Source organism: Pseudomonas sp. A6 (assembly GCF_052367875.1).
In the GTDB taxonomy this organism is placed as follows: domain Bacteria; phylum Pseudomonadota; class Gammaproteobacteria; order Pseudomonadales; family Pseudomonadaceae; genus Pseudomonas; species Pseudomonas citronellolis.
The window spans coordinates 6,889,393-6,913,408 of record NZ_CP198970.1 but is presented as its reverse complement, the minus strand read 5'-3'; the positions used below and the strand labels follow the sequence as shown (position 1 = coordinate 6,913,408).

Genomic DNA, 24,016 nt, shown 5'->3' with positions numbered 1-24,016 from the left:
CCTACGGAAAGCACCTCGGTTCAGTGGGCAAGACAGTCGATCCTGTCAGGCCAAGAGCCCCTCAAGCGCGGTCCCAGACCTCGAAGGCATAGGCCGGCGTTTCCGCCGTCGCTTCATGCTCGATGCTCGACGCCAGGTGCCAGCGGCTTTCGTCCACCTCGGGGAAGCGCGCGTCGCCCGCCGGGCTCAGGGCCACGCGGGTCAGGTACAGGCGCTCGGCCACGGGCAGGGCCTCGGCGTAGAGTTGGGCGCCGCCGATCAGCATCAGCTCCTCGGCTTCTTCCTCCCGCGCCCAGGCGTCGGCGCGTTGCAGCGCAGCGTCCAGCGAAGTGAACACCTCGGCGCCTTCCAACTGCAGGCTGGCCTGGCGGCTGACCACCAGGTTGAGCCGGCCGGGTAGCGGGCGGCCGAGGGAGTCCCAGGTCTTGCGGCCCATGATGATCGGCTTGCCCAGGGTCAGCGCCTTGAAGTGCTTGAGGTCGGCCGGCAGGTGCCAGGGCAGGCGGTTGTCGATGCCGATCACGCGGTTCTCGGCGAGGGCGGCGATCATCGCCAGCGGCAGGCGGGAAGGGGCTTGGGACATCGTGGCTCCGGTCATGTGCTCAGGGTGATCCATCGGTGGCAGAGGATACCAGCCGCTGGGCCGGCGCGTCGTTCGCGTAGGGCGGCACGCGCATGAAGAAGGTGCCGTCCTCGTTGACCTGGGTGATGCCGGTGGCCAGCACCTTGCGGTAGTCCTTGAGTCTGAACACCAGCGTCTGGCCGGGCTGCTCGGCCTTGAGCAGCACCTGCGCGTAGGTGATGAGGATCTCGAAGATCTTCAGGTCGCCCGATTGCAGCCAGATGTACGAAGGGCCGGCCAGGGTGGGCGGCTCGAAGCGCGGCGGCGGGCTGCCGGCCGGGCGGGCGAAGCGCAGGTGCAGGCCCTGCGCATCGAGCCAGGCGGCGTCGACCTTGCCGTCGATGCCCACCAGCGGGAACACCCGGTGGTAGTCCAGGCGCATGGCGTTGTCGCGCAGCAGGGCGCCGGGGCGCTGCAGGTCGACCAGCGAATCCAGGTGCAGGCCGACCAGGCTCATGGCGCCGTAGGCCGGCACGCCGAGGACCTTGACCTGGTCCGGCTGGTAGAGGATTTCGTCGCCCTCCAGGCGCACGCTGCCAGCCAGGCGCAGCGGCAGCCAGGGGCCGATGCCCAGGGGCTGCACCTCGCCGCTGACGCGTAGGCGCTCGCCGTCGATGCTCATGCTGAAGTTGCGCAGCATGCTTTGTGGATAAGCCAGGATGCGCTCGTTGAACAGGCCGGCCAGTTGCTGCGGGTCGAGGATCACCTCGCCCTCGGTGACCTGGATGCGCATGTCCTGTGGGCGGTCGAAATCCACCGGCGCGCCGGCCTTCAGCGGCACCAGCCAGCCCTTGAGTTGCGGGCTGTGGAAGCCGATGCCGCCCTCGAAGTACATGTCCACGTTGTGCAGCAGCAGGCCGACGCCGTCCTGGCCGGAATCGCGCACGCCGCCCGGGCGGCTGGCGGCGTGCCCGGCGTCCGGCGGCGTCTGCTGGAACCAGCCCTGGCGCAGCAGCTGCAGCTCCTGCTGCTGGCGGTCGATGGCGCTTTGCGCCTGCGCGAGCAGGGGCAGGGCGAGGAGCAGGGGCAGCAGGCGCTTCATAGGGCTTTCTCCTGCGGGGCGGGCGCCTTCACCGGCGACACCGCGATGTGCACCATGCCGTCCTGGCGCAGGCGGATCTCGCCGTATTGCAACTGGCGGCGGTAGTCGTAGAGGTTGAACAGCAGCGGCTGGCCGGGGCTGAGGCTGGTGAACAGGGCGTAGGCCTTGACCAGGATGGTGCGGGCCATCTTGATGTCGCCGCCCTGGATGAACATGTAGCTCTCCGGCGCCTGCAACTGCGGCCATTGCAGGCTGGCCAGGTCTTCGCCCAGCAGCAGGTCCATGCCGCCGTCGGCCAGCTTCAGGCTGCTCACGGCGAACTCCAGGCGCGGCGGCGGGAACAGGCCGTCGAGGTCGACCAGGATGCGGTTGCCGAGCAGCTGCATGTGTGCGGTGTGCAGCTGCAGCACCTCGGACATCTCGATGGAGGCGGCGCTCAGCGAAGGGGTGACGTCCACGCCGTCGACGAAGATGCGTTGCGGCACCAGCGCCACCTTCAGCGGGCCGGCCTGCTCGATGCCGGTGAGCATCCGCAGCGGCCGCCAGCGGCCCTTGCGCAGCAGCTCGCCGCGCACTTCCTGGCCGTCCTTGCGGGTGGCCAGGACCAGGTTGCGCACCGGCGCGTCGGCGCTGCGCAGCTCGGCGTTGAGCAGGGTGGCGAGGGTGGCGTCGGCGACGAAGATGTCGCCGGCCTGGATGCGCGCGATCATGCTCCTGGGGTCGTCGAGCATCAGCGGCGTGCCCTTGGGGCCGTTGGAGCTCATGCGGATCAGCATGCGGCGGATGAAGAAGCCGATGTCGTCGTGCAGACGGAAGTCGGTGTGGCTTATCCACAGCTTCGACTCGTCACTGTCGGAGGCGCGCTGGCCGACCTTGTCGTCCAGCTGGCGCGGCGGCACCGCCTGCATCAGCGGGGTGTCCGGGCCCCAGTCGGAGGGGCGCACCGGGGGCGTTTCCACGGCCGCCGCGTGGGCGGCGGCCAGCAGGAGCAGGGCGCAGGGCAGGACGCGCGGCATGGCGGGCCTCGTTGTTGTTGTTCTGGTTGGCTTTCGCACCCTATACCCGTGGGCGCGCCGGGTAAGCCCTTCCTTGGTTCGGTCGGCGGGCGCCGGTGTTACCGTTACCCCGGAGAGCTGGCGGGCGGACGCGGCGCAGCACAGCGGTTATGCTTGCGCCCCAGGAACCAGCGCCGGAGACCCCGTGAGCGATACCGCCCCACCTTCCGCCTTCGACCGACTGTGGCTGTGCGAAGCCGTGCGCCTGCGCGAGGAGCAGGCCGGCCCGCTGGAGGACGCCGAGGCCAACCGCCGCGCCATCGCCGCCGGTGGCGAGCTGCCCCGGCGCATCGAGAACCGCTCCCTGTGGCTGGCCGGCCGCGACGAGCTGGACAGCGCCCTGCGCCTGTGGAAACAGGGCGCGCAACTGGCCTTCTACCTGCTGATCTTCCTCGCCCTGCTCAGTGGCGCCGGCCTGGCCCTGGCCGCCCTCGGCGACGGCCAGCGCCCGGTCAACGTGTTCTGGGCCCTGGCCAGCCTGCTCGGCCTGGACCTGCTGATGCTGCTCGGCTGGGCCGCAGGCTTCGCCCTCGGCGGCGGCGAGGCGGCCGGGGCCCTGGGCCGCCTGTGGTTGTGGCTGAGCGGCAAGCTGGCGCGCGATGCCCGCGCCGCGCAACTGGCGCCGGCGCTGCTGGTGCTGCTCGGCCGCCAGCGCCTGACGCGCTGGGCGCTGGGCATGCTGGTCCACGGCCTGTGGCTGCTGGCCTTGGGCGCGGCCATGGTGGTGCTGCTGGCGTTGCTGTCGACGCGGCGCTACGGCTTCGTCTGGGAAACCACCATCCTCGGCGGCGACACCTTCGTTTTCCTCACCCAGGGCCTCGGCGCATTGCCTTCGCTGCTGGGCTTCCCGCTGCCGGACAGCGACCTGGTGCGCGCCAGCGGCGATGCCCTGGTGGCCAGCGAGGCGGCGCGCCACGCCTGGGCCGGCTGGCTGGTGGGCATCCTGCTGGTCTACGGGCTGCTGCCGCGCCTGTTGCTCTGGGCCTTCTGCCTGTGGCGCTGGCGCCGCGGCCGCGCGGCGTTGTGCCTGGACCTCTCGCTGCCCGGTTACAGTCTGCTGCGCGAACGCCTGCTACCCAGCAGCGAGCGCTTGGGCGTCAACGATGCCGCACCGGCCAGCCTGGTCGAGCCGCAGGCGCAGAACCCCGCCGCCAGCGCGGACGGCGCCTTGCTGGTGGCCATCGAACTGGACGACAGCCAGCCCTGGCCGCCGAAGCTGCCGGCCGGCGTGGCCGATGCCGGCGTGCTGGACGATGGCGCGCAACGCCGCCGCCTGCTGGAACAGCTGACCCGCTACCCGCCGGCGCGCCTGGCCATCGCCTGCGACCCACGGCGCTCGCCGGACCGCGGCACCCTGGCGCTGATCGCCGAGCTGTCGCGCTGCGCCGGCGCCACCCGCGTCTGGCTGCTGCAGCCGCCGGTGGGCAGCGGCCTGGACAGCGACCGCCTGGCCGACTGGCATGCCGCCATCGACAAGCTGAACCTGGCGCACAGTGGCGCATCGCCCCTGGCCTGGCTGGAGAGTGGACATGACTGAGCCCCTCAGGCTGGCCGTGGTCGGCCACACCAACGTCGGCAAGACCTCGCTGCTGCGCACTTTGACTCGCGACGTCGGTTTCGGCGAGGTCTCGCACCGTCCCAGCACCACCCGCCACGTCGAGGGCGCGCGCCTGTCGGTGGACGGCGAGTCGCTGCTGGAGCTGTACGATACGCCGGGCCTGGAGGACGCCATCGCCCTGCGCGACTTCCTCGACGCCCTGGAACGCCCCGGCGAGCGCCTGGACGGCCCGGAGAAGCTGCGTCGCTTCCTCGACGGCAGCGAGGCGCGCGGCCGCTTCGAGCAGGAGGCAAAGGTGCTGCGCCAGTTGCAGGCGTCCGACGCCGGGCTCTATGTGATCGACGCCCGCGAGCCGGTGCTGGCCAAGTACCGCGACGAGCTGGCGGTGCTTGCCGGCTGTGCGCGGCCGCTGCTGCCGGTGCTGAACTTCGTCGCCAGCGCCAACCACCGCGAGGAGCAATGGCGCGAGGCCCTGTCGCGCCTGGGCCTGCACGCGCTGGTGCGCTTCGACAGCGTGGCGCCGCCGCTGGACGGCGAACGGCGCCTCTACGAAAGCCTGGCGCTGCTGCTGGAGAAGTCGCGCCCGCAGCTGGAACGGCTGATCCGGGACCACGAGGCCCAGGCCGTGGCACGCCGCGAAGCCGGCGCCAAGCTGATCGCCGAACTGTTGGTGGACGTCGCTGCCTGCCGCGACCTGGTGCCGGGCGATGCCGAGGCCATTCGAAAAGCCACCGAAGCCCTGCGCGACCGTGTGCGCAAGCGCGAGGAAGCCTGCGTGCAGGCCCTGCTGCGCCTCTACGCCTTCCGCAAGGATGATGCCCGCGCTGCCGATCTGCCGCTGCTGGACGGCCGCTGGGGCGATGATCTGTTCAACCCCGAAACCCTGCGCCAGCTCGGCGTGCGCCTGGGCGGCGGAGTCGCTGCCGGTGCCGCGGCTGGCGCGGGCATCGACCTGCTGGTGGGCGGCCTGACCCTGGGCGCCGCCACCGCCCTCGGCGCCCTGGCCGGCGGCGCCTGGCAGACCGTCGGCCACTACGGCCAGCGCCTGCTCGGCAAGCTCAAGGGCCAGCGCGAACTCTCGGTGGACGACAGCGTGCTGCGCCTGCTCGCCCTGCGCCAGCGCCAGTTGCTGGCGGCATTGCAGGCGCGGGGCCATGCGGCCATGGAGGCGATCCGCGTTGCTTCGCCGGAAGACAAGCAATGGCGCGAGGGCAAGCTGCCCGAGGCGCTGCGCAAGGCGCGGGCGCACCCGGAATGGTCGACCTTGAATGGCCGCAAGCGGGTGGACAAGAGCGAACGCCAGGAGCAGGTCGACGCCCTGGCTCAACAGCTATTGGAACGGTAGGGCGTATAACCGTTCGCGGTTATACGCCGTTTGGCCTTGGCCGAAGGGTGTTGCGGCTTTGAACACGAAGCGCCTGTCTCAGGGCGCTGCGGGCTCAGCGACGGAGTTGACTGGTGGGCAAGGTGTAGCGGCGTATAACCGCGAACGGTTATACGCCCTACGTTCAGTCGAGCGCGATCATTTCCACCGAAGCCTGTCCGCCCGCGATGCTCAGGATCGCCAGCGAGATCGGCAGCTTGAAGCGCCGCGGCCCGGCGCTGCCGGGGTTGAGATAGAGCACCCCGTCGCGCACTTCCTGCAGCGGCTTGTGCGAATGCCCGGCCAGCACCACGTCGAAGCCTTCGGCCCGTGGATCGATGGCCAGTTGCTTGAGGTCATGGATCAGGTACAGGCGCAGCCCGCCCAGTTCCAGGCTCAGGGTTTCGGGAATGGCCTCGGTCCAGGCTTCGGTGTCGTTGTTGCCGCGCACCACGTCCAGCGGCGCCAGTTGGCGCAGCGCATCGAGGATCGCCGGCTTGCCGATGTCGCCCAGGTGCAGCAGGCGCTGGCAGCCGCGCAGGGCTTCCAGGGCTTCGGGGCGCAGCAGGTTGTGGGTGTCGGCTATTACGCCGACGCGCAGGGAAGTGCTCATGCATCCAGCATAAACGACGACGCCACCCGAGGGTGGCGTCGTGGCTGGCTCAGTGCGGGGCCCTGGCCGCCGGCGCTTCCGGCAGGAACCAGTTCAGCAGCAGGGCGCAGATACCGCCGGTGGCGACGCCGGACTCCAGCACGTTGCGCAACGCCGCCGGCATGTGCGCGAGGAATTCAGGTACTTGCGACACGCCCAGGCCGAGGGCCAGGCTGACGGCGATGATCAGCAGGGCGCGGCGGTCGAGGTGGGTGCCGGCGAGGATGTTGATGCCCGAGGCGGCCACCGCGCCGAACATCACCATGGCCGCGCCGCCGAGCACCGGCTCGGGCACCGCCTGGATGACCCCGGCGACGCTGGGGAATAGGCCCAGCACCACCAGCATGGCAGCGATCCACAGGCCGATATGGCGGCTGGCCACGCCGGTCAGCTGGATCACCCCGTTGTTCTGCGCGAACACCGAGCTGGGGAAGGTGTTGAAGATGCCCGCCAGCAGCGAGTTGGCGCCATTCACCAGCACTCCGCCCTTGATCCGTTGCATCCACAGCGGGCCTTCCACCGGCTGCTTCGACACCTGGCTGGTGGCGGTGACGTCGCCGATGGCCTCCAGCGAGGTGACCAGGTAGATCACCAGCATGGGGATGAACAGCGCCCAGGAGAAGCTCAGGCCGAAGTGCAGCGGCGTCGGCACCTGGAACAGCGCGGCCTGGTGCATGCCGCTGAAGTCCAGGCGGCCCAGGTAGCCGGCCAGCACGTAGCCCACGGCCAGGGCGATGACGATGGCGCCGCTGCGCATCCACACCACCGGGATGCGGTTGAGCACCACGATGATCGCCAGCACGGTGCCGGACAGCAGCAGGTTCTCGCCATTGGCGAAGGTGCCGTTGCCCATGGCGCTGAAGCCACCGCCCATGCTGATCAGGCCGACCTTGATCAGGGTGAGGCCGATCATCAGCACCACGATGCCGGTCACCAGCGGGGTGATCAGTCGCTTCACGAACGGCAGGATGCGCGACACGCCCATCTCCACGAAGGAGCCGGCCATGACCACGCCGAAGATGGCCGCCATCACCTGCTCCACCGGCGTGCCCTGCTTGACCATCAGCGCCCCGCCGGCGATCAGCGGGCCGACGAAGTTGAAGCTGGTGCCCTGGACGATCAGCAGCCCGGCGCCGAACGGCCCGAAGCGCTTGCACTGGACGAAGGTGGCGATGCCGGAGATGACCAGCGACATAGACACGATCAGGTTGGTGTCGCGGGCGGAAACGCCCAGCGCCTGGCAGATCAGCAGACCGGGGGTGACGATCGGCACGATGATCGCCAGCAGGTGCTGCAGCGCTGCGAGCAGCGCGACGGGCAGGGCGGGACGGTCTTCCAGGCCGTAGACCAGGTCGCGCTGGGCCTTGTCGGCGGTGACGGGGTTCTCGAGGGAGCTCATGGCGGCAGTCCGGGAAAAAGAGCGGGATTTTACGGGGTGGAGGCAGGATCGGACAGTGCCATAGGGCAGGGATTTTTCTTTGGGAGGTGACACTAACTGTCAGTAAATGTCGGTTTTAAGGGCATTATCTGCCGTTATTGGTCACTTGTTTTGGGTGTTGTCCAGATATATCGAAGTCAGCAGAAATTTCAGCTTTGCCTTGAAGAAGTGGACTACATATCGGTCCCATTCATGAGTCATTTAATTAACTTCGCCCATGGTTCTTTGGGCGGACTAAATTCATGATCATGGAGACTGAAATGAAAAGGCGACATACTACACAGAAAGGTTTCACCCTTATTGAGCTAATGATCGTTGTGGCTATCATCGGTATCTTGGCCGCCATTGCGATTCCGCAGTACCAGAACTACACCATACGAGCACGTGTTACCGAGGGGTTGAATTTGGCCACGGCAGCGAAAGTTGCTCTGAGCGAAACATATGCAGCCAATGCCGGTTTGGCGGTCAATGCGTATGCTGGCACCGGTGCACCAACTGCCGCCGCAGCTAACACTGTGAATACTGGGTTTCAGTTCGCCGCTACGCGTGATGTTGCAAGCATAGCGATTGCGGCTGTAAGCGCTGGCGCCGCGACTGCTGGAGATGGTGCCATAACCATTACCTATACTGGGGTTGTCCCTGTCCCGCAAAGCCCCTTGACCTTGACACTTACGCCTGGAACGGGTGCCATTACTGCAGGTGTTCCGGCTGGCACTTTGAATCCAAATTTACCCATAGTTTGGGGCTGTGCTGTAAATGACGTTGCCAATAATAGTTTTGCTCCTGCTAATTGCAGGCTTTAAGTTGGCTTGAGCTATTGGCTGGCGAGGATTTATATGTGCTAGGTTTCTGAGAGTTGTTGCTGTTTGGATGCGGTGTGAGCATTCACGTGGTTTTACTCCTAATAAAACAAAGCCCGGTAATCATGCCGGGCTTTGTTGACGTCGGGAGTTTTTCTCTACAGCTAACTGCTTACCCCTCCAGTAGAGCTTTATTTCGGACAGCCCCTTTGTCAGCACTGGTAGCCAGCAACGCATAAGCCTTCAGCGCAGTACTGACCTTGCGGGCGCGCGGCTGCGCCGGCTTCCAGCCCTTCTTGTCCTGCTCGATGCGGCGGGCGGCCAGTTCTTCATCGCTGACCAGCAGGTTGATGCTGCGGTTGGGGATGTCGATCAGTACCTTGTCGCCGTCCTGCACCAGGCCGATGGCGCCGCCCGCGGCGGCTTCCGGCGAGGCGTGGCCGATGGACAGGCCCGAGGTGCCGCCGGAGAAGCGGCCATCGGTGAGCAGGGCGCACTGTTTGCCCAGGCCCTTGGACTTCAGGTAGCTGGTGGGGTAGAGCATTTCCTGCATGCCCGGGCCGCCTTTCGGGCCTTCGTAGCGGATGATCACGATGTCGCCCGGTTTCACCTCATCGGCGAGGATGCCTTTCACTGCGGCATCCTGGCTTTCGAAGATCTTCGCGCTGCCTTCGAACACGTGGATCGACTCGTCCACACCGGCGGTCTTCACCACGCAGCCGTCGAGGGCGATGTTGCCGTACAGCACGGCCAGGCCGCCTTCGGCGGAGTAGGCGTGCTCGACGCTGCGGATGCAGCCTTCGGCGCGGTCGTCGTCCAGGCTCGGCCAGCGGGTGTTCTGGCTGAACGCGGTCTGGGTGGGGATGCCGGCGGGGCCTGCCTTGAAGAAGGTATGGACGGCTTCGTCACGGGTCTGGGTGATGTCCCACTGGGCGATGGCGTCGGCCATGCTCGGGCTGTGCACGGTCGGTACGTCGGTGTGCAGCAGGCCGCCACGGGCCAGCTCGCCGAGGATGGAGAAGATGCCGCCGGCGCGGTGCACGTCTTCCATGTGGTACTTCTGGATGTTCGGCGCCACCTTGCACAGCTGCGGCACCTTGCGCGACAGGCGATCGATGTCGCGCAGGTCGAAGGCGATCTCCGCCTCCTGCGCTGCGGCCAGCAGGTGCAGGATGGTGTTGGTCGAGCCGCCCATGGCGATGTCCAGGGTCATGGCGTTCTCGAAGGCCTTGAAGCTGGCGACGTTGCGCGGCAGTACGCTGTCGTCGCCTTCGCCGTAGTAGCGCTGGCACAGTTCCACGACCAGGCGTCCGGCACGCAGGAACAGCTGCTCGCGGTCGGCGTGGGTGGCCAGGGTCGAGCCGTTGCCCGGCAGCGACAGGCCCAGGGCCTCGGTCAGGCAGTTCATCGAGTTGGCGGTGAACATGCCGGAGCAGGAGCCGCAGGTGGGGCAGGCGCTGCGCTCGTATTCGGCGACCTTCTCGTCGGAGCAGGAATCGTCCGCCGCGACCACCATGGCGTCGACCAGGTCCAGGCCGTGGCTGGCCAGCTTGGTCTTGCCGGCTTCCATCGGGCCGCCGGAGACGAACACCACCGGGATGTTCAGGCGCAGGGCGGCCATCAGCATGCCGGGGGTGATCTTGTCGCAGTTGGAGATGCAGACGATGGCGTCGGCGCAGTGGGCGTTGACCATGTATTCCACGGAGTCGGCGATGATCTCGCGCGACGGCAGGGAATAGAGCATGCCGTCGTGGCCCATGGCGATGCCGTCGTCCACGGCGATGGTGTTGAACTCCTTGGCCACGCCGCCGGCCTTCTCGATCTCGCGGGCGACCAGCTGGCCGAGGTCCTTCAGGTGCACGTGGCCGGGCACGAACTGGGTGAAGGAGTTGGCGATGGCGATGATCGGCTTCTTGAAGTCTTCGTCCTTCATCCCGGTGGCGCGCCAGAGGGCGCGGGCGCCGGCCATGTTGCGGCCGTGGGTGGAGGTTTTCGAGCGGTAATCGGGCATGACGAGTTCCTGCGGCTAATCAGGCTTCGGTAAGAGTCTTATCGTGAGCGTCGTACGAGGCACATGCAAACGGCAGATGGAGCTGCATGCTCGGAGGGGGCTGCAAGACGGGGCGGGGTCACCGCCCGCGCGGCCGGGGCTCACGGGCCCGCCGGGGGATGTTGGCGAGGGATGTGCAGGATTCTACGCCGGCCGCCGCCGCCAGGGAAAGGCTGGTGGTCGGCAGCTGGAAGCCTGAAGCTGGAAGCAAGGGCAGAGCCCAGAATCCCTTCCAGCTTCCAGCTTCCAGCTTCCAGCTTCCAGCTTCCAGCTTCCAGCTTCCAGCTATCAGCTATTCGGCAGCAGCCGCACAGTCAGACTCTTGATATAGCGGGTCTCGGCGATGGCCGGGTGCACCGGGTGGTCCGGGCCCTGGCCGCCGCGTTCCAGCAGCTGGAGGTTGCGGTCCAGGTGGCGGGCGCTGCCGAGCAGGATGTTCTGCAGGTCGTCCTCGGGCAGGTGCATGGAGCAGGAGGCGCTGACCAGGATGCCGTCCTTGGAGAGCAGGCGCATGGCCTGTTCGTTGAGGCGGCGGTAGGCGGCCTCGCCGTTCTTCAGGTCCTTCTTGCGCTTGATGAAGGCCGGCGGGTCGGCGATGACCACGTCGAAGCGCTCGTCGGCGGCCTTCAGCTCGCGCAGAGCGTCGAACACGTCGCCTTCCACGCAGGCGACCTTGTCGGACAAGCCGTTGAGGGTGGCATTGCGCTCCACGCCGTCGAGGGCGAAGCCGGAGGCGTCCACGCACATCACGTCGCTGGCGCCGAAGGCCGCGGCCTGGATGCCCCAGCCGCCGATGTAGCTGAACAGGTCGAGCACGCGCTTGCCTTTCACGTAGGGCGCCAGGCGCGCGCGGTTCATGCGGTGGTCGTAGAACCAGCCGGTCTTCTGCCCGGCCAGCACCGGGGCCTCGAAGCGCACGCCGTTCTCTTCCAGGGCGACCCACTCGGGCACTTCGCCGTAGGCATTCTCCACGTAGCGCTCCAGGCCTTCGGCATCGCGCGCGCTGGCGTCGTTCTTCCACAGCACGGCGCTAGGCTTGATCACCTGCAGCAGGGCGGCGAGCACGTCGTCGCGGTGCTTCTCCATGGTTGCCGAGGCGAGCTGCACCACCAGTACGTCGCCGAAACGGTCCACCACCAGGCCGGGGAGCAGGTCGGCGTCACCGTAGACCAGGCGGTAGAAGGGCTTGTCGAAGAGGCGCTCGCGCAGGCTCAGGGCGACGTTGAGGCGGTGAACCAGCAGCGACTTGTCGAGAACGTGCTTGGTATCGCGGGAAACCAGGCGTGCGCAGATCAGGTTGTTGGGGCTCAGCGCCACCACGCCCAGCGGCTTGCCGTTGGCCATCTCGAGGATCGCCTGGTCGCCGGCGGCGAAGGCGTTCAGCGGCGTGGCCTGGACATCCACCTCGTTGCTGTAGACCCACAGGTGGCCGGCGCGCAGGCGGCGCTCGGCGTTGGCTTTCAGACGCAAGCTGGGCAGGGTCATGGCGGTGCTCCGGGAAAAAGAGCGAGATTATAACCGCTGGCCGCCGGGGTTGCCGATGCCGCGCGGGCGTGACGAGCAGGCATAAAGTTCGCGCCGCGACTGCCGATACGGTTCTGTCTAAATCGGCAGTTCCAGAAGTCGTCCGTCTGGGTAAACTGTGCGCCCCGTCAACTTTCCCAGACCGTCCCCATGGTCCAAGAACTCTCCGCCGAACAGATCCGCCAGACCCTGCAGGGCATCAGCGTGCCGCCGCAACCGCAGATCATGGTCGACCTGCAGATGGAACAGGTCATGCCCAACCCTGACCTGAAGGCCATCGCCAAGCTCATCAGCCAGGACCCCGGGTTGTCCGGCGCGTTGCTCAAGCTGGTCAACTCGCCGTTCTTCGGCCTGGCCAACCGCATCACCTCGATCCAGCGCGCGGTCAACCTGCTGGGCAGCCGCTCGGTGATCAACCTGATCAACGCCCAGTCGATCAAGGGCGAGATGAGCGACGACACCATCGTCACCCTCAACCGCTTCTGGGACACAGCCCAGGACGTGGCCATGAGCTGCCTGACCCTGGCCAAGCGCATCGGCTACGAGTCGGTGGACGAGGCCTATGCGCTGGGGCTGTTCCACAATTGCGGCATCCCGCTGATGCTCAAGCGCTTCCCGCACTACATGGCGGTGCTGGAGGAGGCCTATGCCAGCGCCAGCGACGAGCGCCGCGTGGTGGACACCGAGAACCGCGTGCTGAACACCAACCACGCCGTGGTCGGCTACTTCACCGCGCGCTCCTGGCGCCTGCCGGAGCACGTCTGCGAGGCCATCGCCAACCACCACAACGCGCTCACGGTGTTCAGCGAGGAAAGCAGCCGCAACACCCAGCTGAAGAACCTGCTGGCGATCCTCAAGATGGCCGAGCACATATGCGGCTCGCACCGCATCCTCGGCAACCAGCCTGAGGACCACGAGTGGGAGAGCATCCGCGCCCTGGTGCTGGATTACGTGGGGCTGACCGAATACGACTTCGAGAACCTGAAGTCGAGCATCCTCGAACTGGGCGTGGGGCAGGGGAGCTATTAGGGATCGCGGATGGGTCCGCTCCTGCGATCGTGCTTCCCCGCAACCGTAGGGCGTATAACCGTTCGCGGTTATACGCCGTTGGCGGGAATACCGAGGCCCTTTAAGAGCGCCCTCTCCCCAACCCTCTCCCGCAAGCGGGAGAGGGGGCTGTCCTGAGCGGCGTGGAGGTCAGGCACCGTCCTCATACCCCCGGGAACCCAGAAAGCAACGTAGGAGCAACTGTCTTGCCGGCTGCGCCGAGGTGCTCTTCGTAGGAGCGAGCTTGCTCGCGAATGAGCCCCGCAGCGGACTGTGTTCGCGAGCAAGCTCGCTCCTACGAAAAGCCGTGCTTCCTGGAAACGTAGGAGCGGGCCCTGCCCGCGATTCGCGCGCAGGGCGCGCAAGAGAGAACCGACCGAAGTGCGCCAAGGCGCGGGACAGCACAATGAAAAAAGCCGGGCATCTGCCCGGCTTTTTCATGACCGCGGCGCCTTAGTCGAGCATGTCGCTGAAGCGCTCGTCCTTCTTGTACACCAGCGGCTGGGCGAAGCCCGGCACGCTCATTTCCTCGGCGCTGATGCGGATGTCGCGGTCGTCGATCATGTCGTTGCCGAAGTTGTAGATGATGTCGAACTGGCCCTTGAGCGCCTGCTCCTCGTAGCGCTGGGCGGCGGCGCGGGTCTGCTCGCGGCGCGCCTGGTAGGCGTCGAAGGCGGCGGCGCCGTGGCGCTTGCGCAGCATCTTCTCGGCCAGGCGCGGGGAGAGCAGCACGCCGGTGGCGTTGTTGCCGCCGAAGCCCTTGGAGTTGATGAAGCAGACGTCCAGGTCGTCGCGGCGGCGGTCCTTGTTGGACAGCGCGATGCGGTCCTTGTGCACGTCGTCGGCGAAGGTCTCGACGGTCTTGATGCCCGGCAGCAGGCCGTACTTGAAGGTGCCCAGGGCGGAGACCAACTGGTCGGCGCTGGCGGTGGCCAGGGAGTGGCCGACGAAGGCCTTGACCGCGGCCACCGGCCAGTCGGCGATGCCGAAGGCCTTGGCCACGCGGTCGAGGATTTCCGACTCGGTGACGCGGTTGGCCGGGGTGCTGGAGCCGTGGGCGTGGACGAAGCTGTGGCGGCGCACGCCTTCCTCGCCGACGATCTGCATGGCGGCGGCCACGGCCTTGGCCATGGTCAGGTAGTTGCCCGGGCCGGGGGCGGAGATGGATTTCTTGAAGCCGTCGGCGTTGATGAAGACGTCGGTCACCGCGCCGTGGATGTCGGCGCCCAGCTCCAGGGCCAGGGCGTCGTCCATCAGCACCACGTACTGGCTGGATTCGGCCAGGGTGAAGCCGCAGTTCTCGCCGAACGGGCGGCTGGCGCGGCGGAAGTCCACGTCCGGACGGCCCTCGATGTTGCGCAGGCCTTCCTCGGTGGCCAGGGCGCTCATGGCCGCGTAGCCCTCGACGATTTCCGAGGTGATCGGCGCTTCGCTGTTGCCCACCACCACCACCCGCGCCTGGCCGGAGGTGATGGCCTCGATACCCTTCTGCAGGTTGTAGAGGAAGGTGGCGCAGGCGCCGGTGACGCTGCCGGTGAGGCCGACGCTGCCCAGCACGTAGGCGTTGATGAAGTCGGTGGGCATGCTGTTGAAGCCCAGCGGCAGCTGCTTGGCGCTGACGCGGTGGCCTTTCAGGCGCGACTGCAGCAGGCCGCCGAAGCCGTTGTCGTCGAGCTGGCTCATGATGCTGCTGGAGAACACGGCGATTTCGTCGGGCTGCACGCGGTCGACGATGCGCTGCCAGTCGATGCCCACCGAGCGGATCGCGTCGGTGGCGCCCACCACGGCCATCTGCAGGCCGCGTGGGTGGAAGCGCGAGGCGTACAGCTCGCCCGGCTCGAAGCCGGTAGGCAGCTGGCCGGCGGACTTCACCGGCATCTCGCGGTAGCTGTCGACCTTGACCTCGACACTGTCGTGCAGGGTCACGCGCACCTGGTTGTCGGCCAGTTCTTCCACCGACCAGTTGGCCGGAAGCGGCTCGGGCAGTTGCTTGCGCGCAGTGGTGAAGCTCAGCGGCTGGGCGCCGTCGGCTTCCAGGGTGAGGTTCTTGTGCCAGTGCGCGGCATCGACATCGAAGTACTGCTTCTCGATGCGGCGGATCAGGGTGGAGCCGAGGATCTGCGCGGCATGCCGCCGTTCGATGGCGGCCAGGTCCAGGCGCGCGCCATCGGCGGCGTCCAGGTAGTGGCCGTCCTCGAACTTCACCAGCTTCATCATCACGGCCAGGCCGGCGAGGGTCTGCTGGCGGGCCTGCTCGTCCAGGGACTCCAGGACGGTGCGACGGAACGCATGGTGGAAGGAACTGCGACCCGCGGCGTTATACCCACCAAAACCAACGATGACCGGTAGTCGAGACATCTCTCGCAAACTCCTTCATATAGGCCCGTCCTGTGCAGGACCGGATGGCGCGACCAGGGTGCACGCGAGGCGCAGGGAGGCGACATCACGGATCAGGGGCACAAGCCCGGCGGCAGCTCTGTGATTGGAATGCTTATGCTGACGAGGATGATGACTGCCGAGTCACGCTTTTGGCCAGGGATTGACGGCGAAAGGCGACGAACTTGCCAGGAAGGAGGGGGTGGAACGGATGCGCGAAGGCGCCGGGAGCCAGCGTGGCTCCCGGGCGGGGTTGCAGAACAGGCTCAGCGGTACTCGATGCCGGGTTTTTTGGTGCTGACGCGGGTGCCGGACTTGCCCTGGGTGATGGCCACGATGTTTTCCAGCGAGCCGATCACCGCGTCCTTGCCGGTGGCGCGGGCGAATTCGGCGGCGGCCTGGACTTTCGGGCCCATGGAGCCGGCGGCGAAGCCGAGGCGTTCCAGTTCGTCCGGGTGGGCCTGGGCGATGGCCTTCTGCGTCGGCTTGCCCCAGTCGATGTAGGCCGCGTCCACGTCGGTGGCGATGATCAGGATGTCGGCGTTCAGTTCCTGGGCCAGCAGCGAGGAGCACAGGTCCTTGTCGATCACCGCCTCGACGCCGGAGAGTTTCTTGCCGGATTCGTCGTACATGGTCGGGATGCCGCCGCCGCCGGCGCAGATGACGATGGTGCCTTTCTCCAGCAGCCATTTCACCGGGCGGATCTCGAAGATGCGCTTGGGCCGCGGGCTGGCCACCACGCGGCGGAACTTGTCGCCGTCCGGGGCGATGCTCCAGCCCTTTTCCTTGGCCAGGGCTTCAGCTTCTTCCTTGGCGTAGACCGGGCCGATCGGCTTGGTCGGCTTCTGGAAGGCCGGGTCCTTGGCGTCCACCTCGACCTGGGTGAGGATGGTGGCGAAGGGCACTTCGAAGGGCAGCAGGTTGCCCATTTCCTGTTCGATCATGTAGCCGATCATGCCTTCGGTCTCGGCGCCGAGGACGTCCAGCGGGTACGGCGTGACCTTGTCGTAGGCGGCGCCCTGCAGGGCCAGCAGGCCCACTTGCGGGCCGTTGCCGTGGGCGATCACCAGTTCGTTGCCAGGCGCCACTTTGGCGATCTGTTCGGCGGCGATCCTTACGTTTTCACGCTGGTTGGCCGCAGTCATGGGTTCGCCACGACGCAGCAGGGCGTTGCCGCCCAATGCGACGACGATACGCATAGTCATTTCCTCCTGAAGCTGAAAACGCCCCCGGGCCGGCAGGCCGGGCCCGGGGTACGCATCCGTCGATCACATGTCGGCGAGGGTCGAAACGAGGATCGCCTTGATGGTGTGCATGCGGTTCTCCGCTTGCTCGAAGGCGATGTTGTACGGGGATTCGAAGACGTCTTCGGTGACTTCGATGCCGTTCTTCAGGTTCGGGTACTGGGCGGCGATCTGCTGGCCGACCTTGGTCTCGCTGTTGTGGAAGGCCGGCAGGCAGTGCATGAATTTCACCCGCGGGTTGCCGGCGGCTTTCATGATGTCCATGTTGACCTGGTAGGGCAGCAGTTCCTTGATGCGCTCGCCCCAGGCTTCCACCGGCTCGCCCATGGAGACCCAGACGTCGGTGTGGATGAAGTCCACGCCCTTGACCGCTTCCTTCGGGTCCTCGGTGAGGGTGATGCGGGCGCCGCTTTCCTCGGCGAATTTCTTGCAGGCGGCGACGTGTTCGTCGCTCGGCCACAGCGCTTTCGGCGCGGCGATGCGCACGTCCATGCCGAGCTTGGCGCCGATCAGCAGCAGGGAGTTGCCCATGTTATTGCGGGCGTCGCCCAGGTAGGCGTAGGCGATGTCGTGCAGCGGCTTGTCGCTGTGCTCGCGCATGGTCAGCACGTCGGCCAGCATCTGCGTCGGGTGGTATTCGTCGGTCAGGCCGTTGAACACCGGGACGCCGGCGTACGTCGCCAGTTCCTCGACGATCTCCTGCTTGAAGCCACGGTACTCGATGGCGTCGTACATGCGGCCGAGCACGCGGGCGGTGTCCTTCATGCTCTCCTTGTGGCCGATCTGCGAGGAGTTGGGGTCGATGTAGGTGACGTTGGCGCCCTGGTCATAGGCGGCGACCTCGAAGGCGCAGCGGGTGCGGGTGGAGGTCTTCTCGAAGATCAGGGCGATGTTGTTGCCCTTGAGGTGTTGCTGCTCGGTGCCGGTGTACTTGGCGCGTTTGAGGTCGCGGGACAGGTCGAGCAGGTAGCGCAACTCGCGGGTGCTGTGGTGCATCAGGCTGAGCAGGTTGCGGTTGTGCATGTTGAAAGCCATGTTCTTTCTCCTTGTGGGATGGGATCGGCCTCGTCAGTACAGCTTGTGGCTGGCGGGGCGGGCGGCCCTGGCTGGGGCCGCCGCGTTGAGTAGGGTGGGCTGTGGCGATCAGTAGTCGACCGGGTCGCGGATGATCGGGCAGGTCATGCAGTGGCCACCGCCACGGCCGCGGCCGAGCTCGCCGGCGCTGATGGTGATGACTTCCACGCCGGCCTTGCGCAGCAGCGTGTTGGTGTAGGTGTTGCGGTCGTAGCCGATGACCACGCCGGGCTCGACGCAGACCACGTTGTTACCGTCGTCCCACTGCTCGCGCTCGGCGGCGAAGCTGTTGCCGCCGGTCTCGACGATGCGCAGTTTCTTCAGGCCCAGGGCCTCGGCGACCACGCTGATGAAGTCCTTCTCCTCGCGCTGCACGTTGATGCCGTAGGGGCTCTTCTCGTCCGGGCGCAGGGTGAAGGCGACGATTTCCTTGACCACTTCCGGGAAGACGGTGACCAGGTCGCGGTCGCAGAAGCTGAACACGGTGTCCAGGTGCATGGCCGCGCGGGATTTCGGCAGGCCGGCGACTATGACCTTCTCGACCGCGCCCTTGGCGAACAGCGACTGGGCGACCTGGCCGATGGCCTGGCGGGAAGTCCGCTCGCCCATGCCGATCAGCACCACGCCATTGCCGATGGGCATGACGTCGCCGCCTTCGAGGGTGGAGGAGCCGTGGTCCTTGTCCGGATCGCCGTACCAGACCTCGAATTCGGCGTTGGTGAATTCCGGGTGGAACTTGTAGATGGCGGTGGTCAGCAGGGTTTCCTGGCGACGCGCCGGCCAGTACATCGGGTTCAGCGTCACGCCGCCGTAGATCCAGCAGGTGGTGTCGCGGGTGAACTGGGTGTTGGGCAGCGGCGGCAGCAGGAAGCTGGAGTGGCCCAGGTAGTCGCGGAACATCTTCAGCGGCTTGGAGCCTTCGGTTTCCGGGATGTCGTCGGCGGTCACGCCACCGATGAGGAATTCGGCCAGTCGTCGCGGCTCGAGGCCTTCCAGCCAGGCGCGCAGTTCGTGGGTCAGGCCCAGGCCGACGCTGTCGGCGGTGATCTTGCGATCGAGGATCCATTTCAGCGCTTCGGGGTTCTGGACGGTCTCGGTCAGCAGGTTGTGCATTTCCAGGACGTCGACGCCGCGCTCGCGCATCTTGGTGACGAAATCGAAGTGGTCGCGCTTGGCCTGGTTTACCCAGATTACGTCGTCGAACAGCAACTCGTCGCAGTTGCTAGGGGTCAGGCGTTGGTGGGCAAGACCGGGCGAGCAGACCATCACTTTGCGCAATTTGCCAGCTTCGGAGTGGACGCCAAGTTTGGTTTTTTCCGTGCTCATGAGTGTCTCCAGTGATGTCACAGAGTAAGGAAGCCGTCGTAGAGGCCGTACGCCGCGATCAGTGCGCCGATCACGACACCTGCGAAGATGAGCTTCTCGACGTTGGTGAAGATCGGTTGGCCGACTTCACGTTTCGCTTTCGCGAAGAGGATGACGCCTGGTGCGTACAGCAGCGCCGACAGCAGCAGGTATTTCAGGCCGCCGGCATAGATCAGCCAGACGGCGTAGATCACCGAGATGCCCGCGATGATCAGGTCCTTGTTGCGCTCGCTCGCGTCCTGCTCGTAGGTCTCGCCGCGCACCGTCAGCAGCAGCGCGTAGGCCGCCGACCAGAAGTACGGGATGAGGATCATCGAGGTGGAGAGCAGCAGCATCTTGGTGTACGGGTCCATGCCGCTGGAGTCGCCCGAGGTGAAGAAGACGATGACCAGGAAGACCTGCACGCAGATGTTGGTCAGCCACAGGGCGTTGGCCGGCACCTGGTTGGCGTTCTCCTTGCGCAGGAACTCCGGCATGGTGTGGTCCTTGGCCGCGGCGAACATGATCTCGGCGCACAGCAGCACCCAGGACAGCAGGGCTCCGAGCAGGGAGATCAACAGGCCGACGCTGATCAGCACCGCGCCCCAGTGGCCGACCACGTGCTCCAGCACCAGCGCCATCGACGGGTTCTGCAGCTTGGCCAGTTCCGGCTGGGTCATCACGCCCATGGACAGCACGTTCACCAGCACCAGCAGCAGCAGCACGGTGATGAAGCCGATGACCGTGGCCTTGCCGACGTCGCTGCGTTTTTCCGCGCGGGAGGAGAAGATGCTCGCGCCCTCGATGCCGATGAACACCCACACGGTGACCAGCATCATGTTGCGCACCTGGTTCATCACGCTGCCCAGGTCGGGATTGCCCAGGCCCCAGATGTCGGTGGTGAAGATGTCCAGCTTGAAGGCGAACAGGCAGATCAGGATGAACAGGAACAGCGGCACTATCTTGGCGATGGTGGTGATGGTGTTGATGAACGCCGCTTCCTTGATCCCGCGCAGCACCAGGAAATGCAGGGCCCATAGCAGCACCGACGCGGCGATGATCGCCGGGATGGTGTCGCCCTTGCCGAAGACCGGGAAGAAGTAGCCCAGGGTGCTGAACAGCAGCATGAAGTAGCCGACGTTGCCCAGCCAGGCGCTGATCCAGTAGCCCCAGGCCGAGGAGAAGCCCATGTAGTCACCGAAACCGGCCTTGGCGTAGGCATACACACCGCCGTCGAGGTTGGGCTTGCGGTTGGCGAGGGTCTGGAAGACGAAGGCCAGGGTCAGCATGCCGACCGCGGTGATGGCCCAACCGATGAGAATGGCGCCGACGTCTGCACTGGCGGCCATGTTTTGCGGGAGAGAGAAGATACCCCCGCCGACCATGGATCCGACGACGAGAGCGGTGAGTGCCCCAAGTCGTAGTTTTTGGCTGCTTTCTTGCGACATTTTCGGAATCTCCCTATAGGAGTTGGAGAGTGTAGTCATTAGGCGCCGACTGTCAGGGAACCCCCCTGACCTATATCAATAGCCTGCTAACAAATGTTTCCAACTGCGCAGCGGTGCCGGTCCGCTTGAATAGGAACGATAGGAGAGGTTTGTCGTTGTCGCCTGATTTAGAGGGGATCCATGTGAAATCTGGATGGCTTTCCGGTGACTTTCGGATTGCCATTGACGGCGTGAATGGATCAGGCCGTTCCGGGGCGTTTCGGAAAAATCTGTCAGAAGTTATTTCGCGACCTGGATGACAGGCAGAAAAAAGCCCGACAGGGTGGTCGGGCTTGCTTCTATATAGGGAGGGTTGCCCGTCCAGGGTCGCTGCACGGGCGGCGCCATCCATGCGGATGTACGCCATGGCCGTTCGGCCGGAGAGACACCGCCGGGCTTGTGGCCCAGTGGGCGCCGTGATCGAACATCACGGCGAGGGAGATACGCGAGGCACCTGGGCGCTGTATCGCAAGCTCCGTGCCAGGCAAGGGGTGCGACGCAATGCCCCATGCCCTCTGGCTTTCAGTCACGCAGGCGCCGCCGGAATCGGCAAGAATCCGCTTATGCGTCGGCTTCTTCGGCGGGATTTCCGCCAGGCGTTTCCGGGATCGCTCTTCCCCGTTACTGCTTGCTGATGTCGCCTTCCTGCTTTGCCCCGCCGAAAGTGAAGAACTTGTAGATCAGGAAAGTGGCGAAGGCCGGAACGGCCAGGGAGATGGCATGGGCCAGGCCGTCGGCGATGTTCTCCAGGCCCGCCTGGCGGAACAGGTAGCGAAAGCCCAGGGCTGCCACCCAGACCACCGGCATGAAGGCGATGTTGACCAGCAGGAACTCCCTGGCCTGGGCTGCTATGGGACGTGGCGAACCGGGAAAGACGAAGCGTCGGTTGAGCAGGAAGGCAACGCTGATCCCGACCAGGTAGGCCAGGAGCACCGCCAGCGAGTAGTTCAGTTCCTTGCTCAGGGCGTAGCGGCTGCACCAGTTTGCCAGCGCCGCGGTGACCCCTACGCCAATGAACGTGAGGAACTGTATGGAGAAGAAGTGCCTGATCATTTCTCCGCCGCCTGCCTGGCCATCTTGCGGCCGAAGTCGATGCTCTCCGAGATGCCGCGATCTTCCGGGTAGTAGTAGGAGGTATCCGCCGCCCACAAACCGCGTACCGGCAGCTCCACCGGCGGCAGGTGCTCCAGGTAGCCCGGGTCGCAGATCGGCTGGGCATAGCGGTAGCGGCTGGCGCGCATCTCCAGGAAGTCGGCGTCGGTGAGCTGCGGGTTGATCTTCTGCAGGTAGCGTTTCACCTTGTCGAGGAAAGCCTGGTCCGGCTCCTGGAACTTGGGATGTTCGCCGGGCATGTAGAAGGGGACGTAGACGATATGCTCGTCCAGCGGCCGCAGGTTGCTGTATTCCACCAGGCCGGGGATGTCCATTTCCGGGTCGTTGGTGTTGAGCCAGAAGTTCTCGGTTACCGCCTTGCGCAGCTTGGCGATCACGCAGACCACGGCGATGTTCTTCACCGAGCGGAAGGCGTCGAGGGTCGCTGTCGGCAGATCCGGCATCAGTCGTGGCACGTAAGGCAGCGGAATGGTGCTGACGACCTTGTCGAAGGTATGCAGCTCGCCACCGGCCTCTACTCCGTTGACCTTGCCGTTCTCGATCACGACCTTGCTTGCCGGCGTGCCCAGGCGGAACTCGCCGCCATGCCGCTGGATGTAGTCGCGCAGGCCATGCAGCAAGGTTTCCGAGCCGCCTTCGAGATAACCCAGCTTCTCCTTGAACAAGTTGTAGCGGGAGCGGCCGATGCGGCGGATGCGGCTCCAGATCCAGGCCGCCGAAAGGTTGTCCGAATAGTCGTAGAACTTGTAGTCGAACAGCCGGCGCCAGAGTACCTCATAGGCTTCGGCACCCACCCAGCGCTTGATCCAGCCGGTCGCCTCGACATGATCCAGCGGACGCCAGTCGTTGCGTTTGGTCGACAGGAAGGCATGCAGGCCGTAGCGGAACTTGGCGATGAAGCTCAGGCCCGAGAATTTCAGCAGGGCGAATGGGTTGCCCCAGGGCTGCACCTTGCCTCGATACCAATAGCCCATCCTGGTTTCCACCCAGCGCATCCTGTCGGCCAGGCCGAGCTCGTCCAGCACCTTGAGGAAGGCGTGGTCGGAGATGCAATGGAAATGGTAGTAGCGCTCGATCGACAGGCCGCCGAAGTCGAAGTGGGCGGTCATGCCGCCGACCCGATCGTCGGCCTCGAAGATCACCGGGCGGTGGCCATCCCTGACCAGTTGGTAGGCGACGGCCAGGCCCATTGGACCTGCGCCGAGCACGGCGATGCGTTGATTGTCCTTCATCAGAATTCCAGTACGACCTTGCTGTAGGTGGGGTGCTTGAAGGTTTCCTCCACGGCCTTGGCGAAAGGCGTGGGGCGGACCTGGAAGATACCCGGCCAATCGATGACTTCAAACTCGTCGCGGGCCACCAGGGCCTTGAGCTGATCGGCGGTGAAGGGCGGGTTCTTGTCGAACAGGGCCCAGATCTTCAGCAGCACGTAGAACAGCCCGTAGGGAATCTTCAGCAGCAGGCACTTGGCGCCGGTGGTGTTGCGAATGGTACGGATGATGTCGATGTAGTCGATCTCTTCCAGACCGGTGATGTTGTACACCTGGCCGGCGATGCGCGACTCGATGCAACTGACGATGATGCTGCTGAAGTCGCCGGCGTAAAGCGGCTGGCGCATGTAGCGGCCGTCGCCGGGGATCGGGAACACCGGCACCTTCTGCATGAAGCGCGACAGCCAGCCCAGGTGCTTGCGGTCGAACCAGCCGAACATCAGAGTCGGGCGTAGTACTACGCAGTTGATCCCGCTCTCGAGAACGATGCGCTCCTGTTCCTTCTTGGTGTTGGTGTAGTGGTCGTCGGCGACCGACTCCACCACGGAGGAGCTGATGTGCACCGTGTAGGGAATTTCGTAGCGCTTGATCAGCCCGAGGATGCGTTCGGTCGAGGTGATGTTGTTGCGCACGAAGGGCTCGGGGTTCGGGTCGCCGATCTGGGCCTGCAGCATGACCACGGTATCCGCCCCCTCGAAGTGTTTTTCCCAGTCGCCGCTCTCGGCGAGGTCGGCGTACTCGATGGTCAGTTCGGGGTGCAGGCTACGCAGGATGTCCAGGTTGGCCCGGTGCTTGTCGAGAATCACCAGGTTGGTGTAGCCGCGCTCCTTGAGCTGGGCGACCAGGTTCTGGCCGACCAGGCCGGCTCCGCCGGGGAGGATGATACGCTTATGGTTCATATTACGTACTCCTTGAATTATGCAATCACCCTGCCCCGTTCCTCAGGGCGTGGAAAT

19 protein-coding genes are annotated in these 24,016 nt (G+C 65.7%); 4 read left to right on the top strand and 15 right to left on the bottom strand.

Features of this window, described 5'->3' with window-relative positions; translation table 11 throughout:
* Positions 1–61: 61 nt before the first annotated feature.
* From ACTWJ5_RS30365 to ACTWJ5_RS30355, 3 genes are read right to left on the bottom strand one after another with little or no spacing between them, the layout of a single operon-like run.
* Positions 62–583: a dihydrofolate reductase gene (locus ACTWJ5_RS30365; protein WP_253412703.1), complete on the bottom strand. Its 522-nt coding sequence runs from the start codon at positions 581–583 to the stop codon at positions 62–64.
* A gap of 19 nt (positions 584–602) precedes the next feature.
* Positions 603–1,664 carry a hypothetical protein gene (locus tag ACTWJ5_RS30360; protein ID WP_116425126.1) on the bottom strand — a complete coding sequence of 354 codons (1,062 nt, stop codon included), beginning with the start codon at positions 1,662–1,664 and terminating at the stop codon, positions 603–605.
* A complete protein-coding gene (locus ACTWJ5_RS30355; RefSeq protein ID WP_116425125.1) occupies positions 1,661–2,680 on the bottom strand; it encodes a hypothetical protein in 1,020 nt (339 codons plus the stop codon). Before ACTWJ5_RS30355 ends, ACTWJ5_RS30360 begins: the two co-directional genes overlap by 4 nt.
* Before the next feature lie 184 nt (positions 2,681–2,864).
* Between ACTWJ5_RS30355 and ACTWJ5_RS30350 the strand changes: the two genes are divergently transcribed.
* Entirely contained in the window at positions 2,865–4,256 is a 1,392-nt protein-coding gene (locus tag ACTWJ5_RS30350; RefSeq protein WP_444437129.1) for a DUF2868 domain-containing protein, read from the top strand.
* Positions 4,249–5,622: a GTPase/DUF3482 domain-containing protein gene (locus ACTWJ5_RS30345; RefSeq protein WP_253392692.1), complete on the top strand. Its 1,374-nt coding sequence runs from the start codon at positions 4,249–4,251 to the stop codon at positions 5,620–5,622. Before ACTWJ5_RS30350 ends, ACTWJ5_RS30345 begins: the two co-directional genes overlap by 8 nt.
* 163 nt (positions 5,623–5,785) lie before the next feature.
* Here ACTWJ5_RS30345 and ACTWJ5_RS30340 read toward each other — a convergent pair whose 3' ends face one another.
* Both ACTWJ5_RS30340 and ACTWJ5_RS30335 read right to left on the bottom strand, forming a co-directional pair.
* On the bottom strand, positions 5,786–6,253 hold the full coding sequence (locus ACTWJ5_RS30340; protein WP_253392695.1) for a metallophosphoesterase family protein: 468 nt from the start codon (positions 6,251–6,253) through the stop codon (positions 5,786–5,788).
* Positions 6,254–6,302: 49 nt separating this feature from the next.
* On the bottom strand, positions 6,303–7,691 hold the full coding sequence (locus ACTWJ5_RS30335) for a nucleobase:cation symporter-2 family protein (protein WP_116425121.1): 1,389 nt from the start codon (positions 7,689–7,691) through the stop codon (positions 6,303–6,305).
* A 299-nt stretch (positions 7,692–7,990) separates the two neighbouring features.
* Between ACTWJ5_RS30335 and ACTWJ5_RS30330 the strand changes: the two genes are divergently transcribed.
* The gene (locus ACTWJ5_RS30330) at positions 7,991–8,533 is read left to right on the top strand and encodes a pilin (protein WP_074980366.1); all 543 of its coding nucleotides are present in this window, start codon (positions 7,991–7,993) and stop codon (positions 8,531–8,533) included.
* 169 nt (positions 8,534–8,702) lie between these two features.
* Here the strand turns inward: ACTWJ5_RS30330 and ilvD are convergent, their stop codons facing one another.
* A complete protein-coding gene (gene ilvD / locus ACTWJ5_RS30325; protein ID WP_444437128.1) occupies positions 8,703–10,541 on the bottom strand; it encodes a dihydroxy-acid dehydratase in 1,839 nt (612 codons plus the stop codon).
* A gap of 327 nt (positions 10,542–10,868) precedes the next feature.
* The gene (locus ACTWJ5_RS30320; RefSeq protein ID WP_074980315.1) at positions 10,869–12,065 is read right to left on the bottom strand and encodes a class I SAM-dependent rRNA methyltransferase; all 1,197 of its coding nucleotides are present in this window, start codon (positions 12,063–12,065) and stop codon (positions 10,869–10,871) included.
* A gap of 243 nt (positions 12,066–12,308) precedes the next feature.
* Between ACTWJ5_RS30320 and ACTWJ5_RS30315 the strand changes: the two genes are divergently transcribed.
* The gene (locus tag ACTWJ5_RS30315) at positions 12,309–13,133 is read left to right on the top strand and encodes an HDOD domain-containing protein (protein ID WP_116425215.1); all 825 of its coding nucleotides are present in this window, start codon (positions 12,309–12,311) and stop codon (positions 13,131–13,133) included.
* A 471-nt stretch (positions 13,134–13,604) separates the two neighbouring features.
* On the opposite strand, the gene ACTWJ5_RS30310 is transcribed toward ACTWJ5_RS30315, so the two are convergent.
* The 8 genes from ACTWJ5_RS30310 to ACTWJ5_RS30275 all read right to left on the bottom strand — a co-directional run bounded on the left by ACTWJ5_RS30310 (position 13,605) and on the right by ACTWJ5_RS30275 (position 23,959).
* Positions 13,605–15,509, bottom strand: a complete 1,905-nt coding sequence (locus ACTWJ5_RS30310) for a beta-ketoacyl synthase (protein WP_249918458.1) — start codon at positions 15,507–15,509, stop codon at positions 13,605–13,607.
* A 284-nt stretch (positions 15,510–15,793) separates the two neighbouring features.
* Complete coding sequence (arcC, locus tag ACTWJ5_RS30305; protein ID WP_064584805.1) at positions 15,794–16,726, bottom strand: carbamate kinase; 933 nt, start codon at positions 16,724–16,726, stop codon at positions 15,794–15,796.
* Positions 16,727–16,795: 69 nt separating this feature from the next.
* Positions 16,796–17,806: an ornithine carbamoyltransferase gene (locus ACTWJ5_RS30300; RefSeq protein ID WP_074980312.1), complete on the bottom strand. Its 1,011-nt coding sequence runs from the start codon at positions 17,804–17,806 to the stop codon at positions 16,796–16,798.
* 108 nt (positions 17,807–17,914) lie between these two features.
* On the bottom strand, positions 17,915–19,171 hold the full coding sequence (gene arcA, locus ACTWJ5_RS30295) for an arginine deiminase (protein ID WP_074980311.1): 1,257 nt from the start codon (positions 19,169–19,171) through the stop codon (positions 17,915–17,917).
* Positions 19,172–19,188: 17 nt separating this feature from the next.
* The gene (gene arcD / locus ACTWJ5_RS30290) at positions 19,189–20,637 is read right to left on the bottom strand and encodes an arginine-ornithine antiporter (RefSeq protein ID WP_074980310.1); all 1,449 of its coding nucleotides are present in this window, start codon (positions 20,635–20,637) and stop codon (positions 19,189–19,191) included.
* Positions 20,638–21,297: 660 nt separating this feature from the next.
* On the bottom strand, positions 21,298–21,729 hold the full coding sequence (locus tag ACTWJ5_RS30285; protein ID WP_043317529.1) for a GtrA family protein: 432 nt from the start codon (positions 21,727–21,729) through the stop codon (positions 21,298–21,300).
* Positions 21,726–23,021, bottom strand: a complete 1,296-nt coding sequence (locus ACTWJ5_RS30280; protein ID WP_253392078.1) for an NAD(P)/FAD-dependent oxidoreductase — start codon at positions 23,019–23,021, stop codon at positions 21,726–21,728. Before ACTWJ5_RS30280 ends, ACTWJ5_RS30285 begins: the two co-directional genes overlap by 4 nt.
* Complete coding sequence (locus ACTWJ5_RS30275) at positions 23,021–23,959, bottom strand: NAD-dependent epimerase/dehydratase family protein (RefSeq protein ID WP_444437127.1); 939 nt, start codon at positions 23,957–23,959, stop codon at positions 23,021–23,023. Before ACTWJ5_RS30275 ends, ACTWJ5_RS30280 begins: the two co-directional genes overlap by 1 nt.
* Positions 23,960–24,016: the final 57 nt, after the last annotated feature.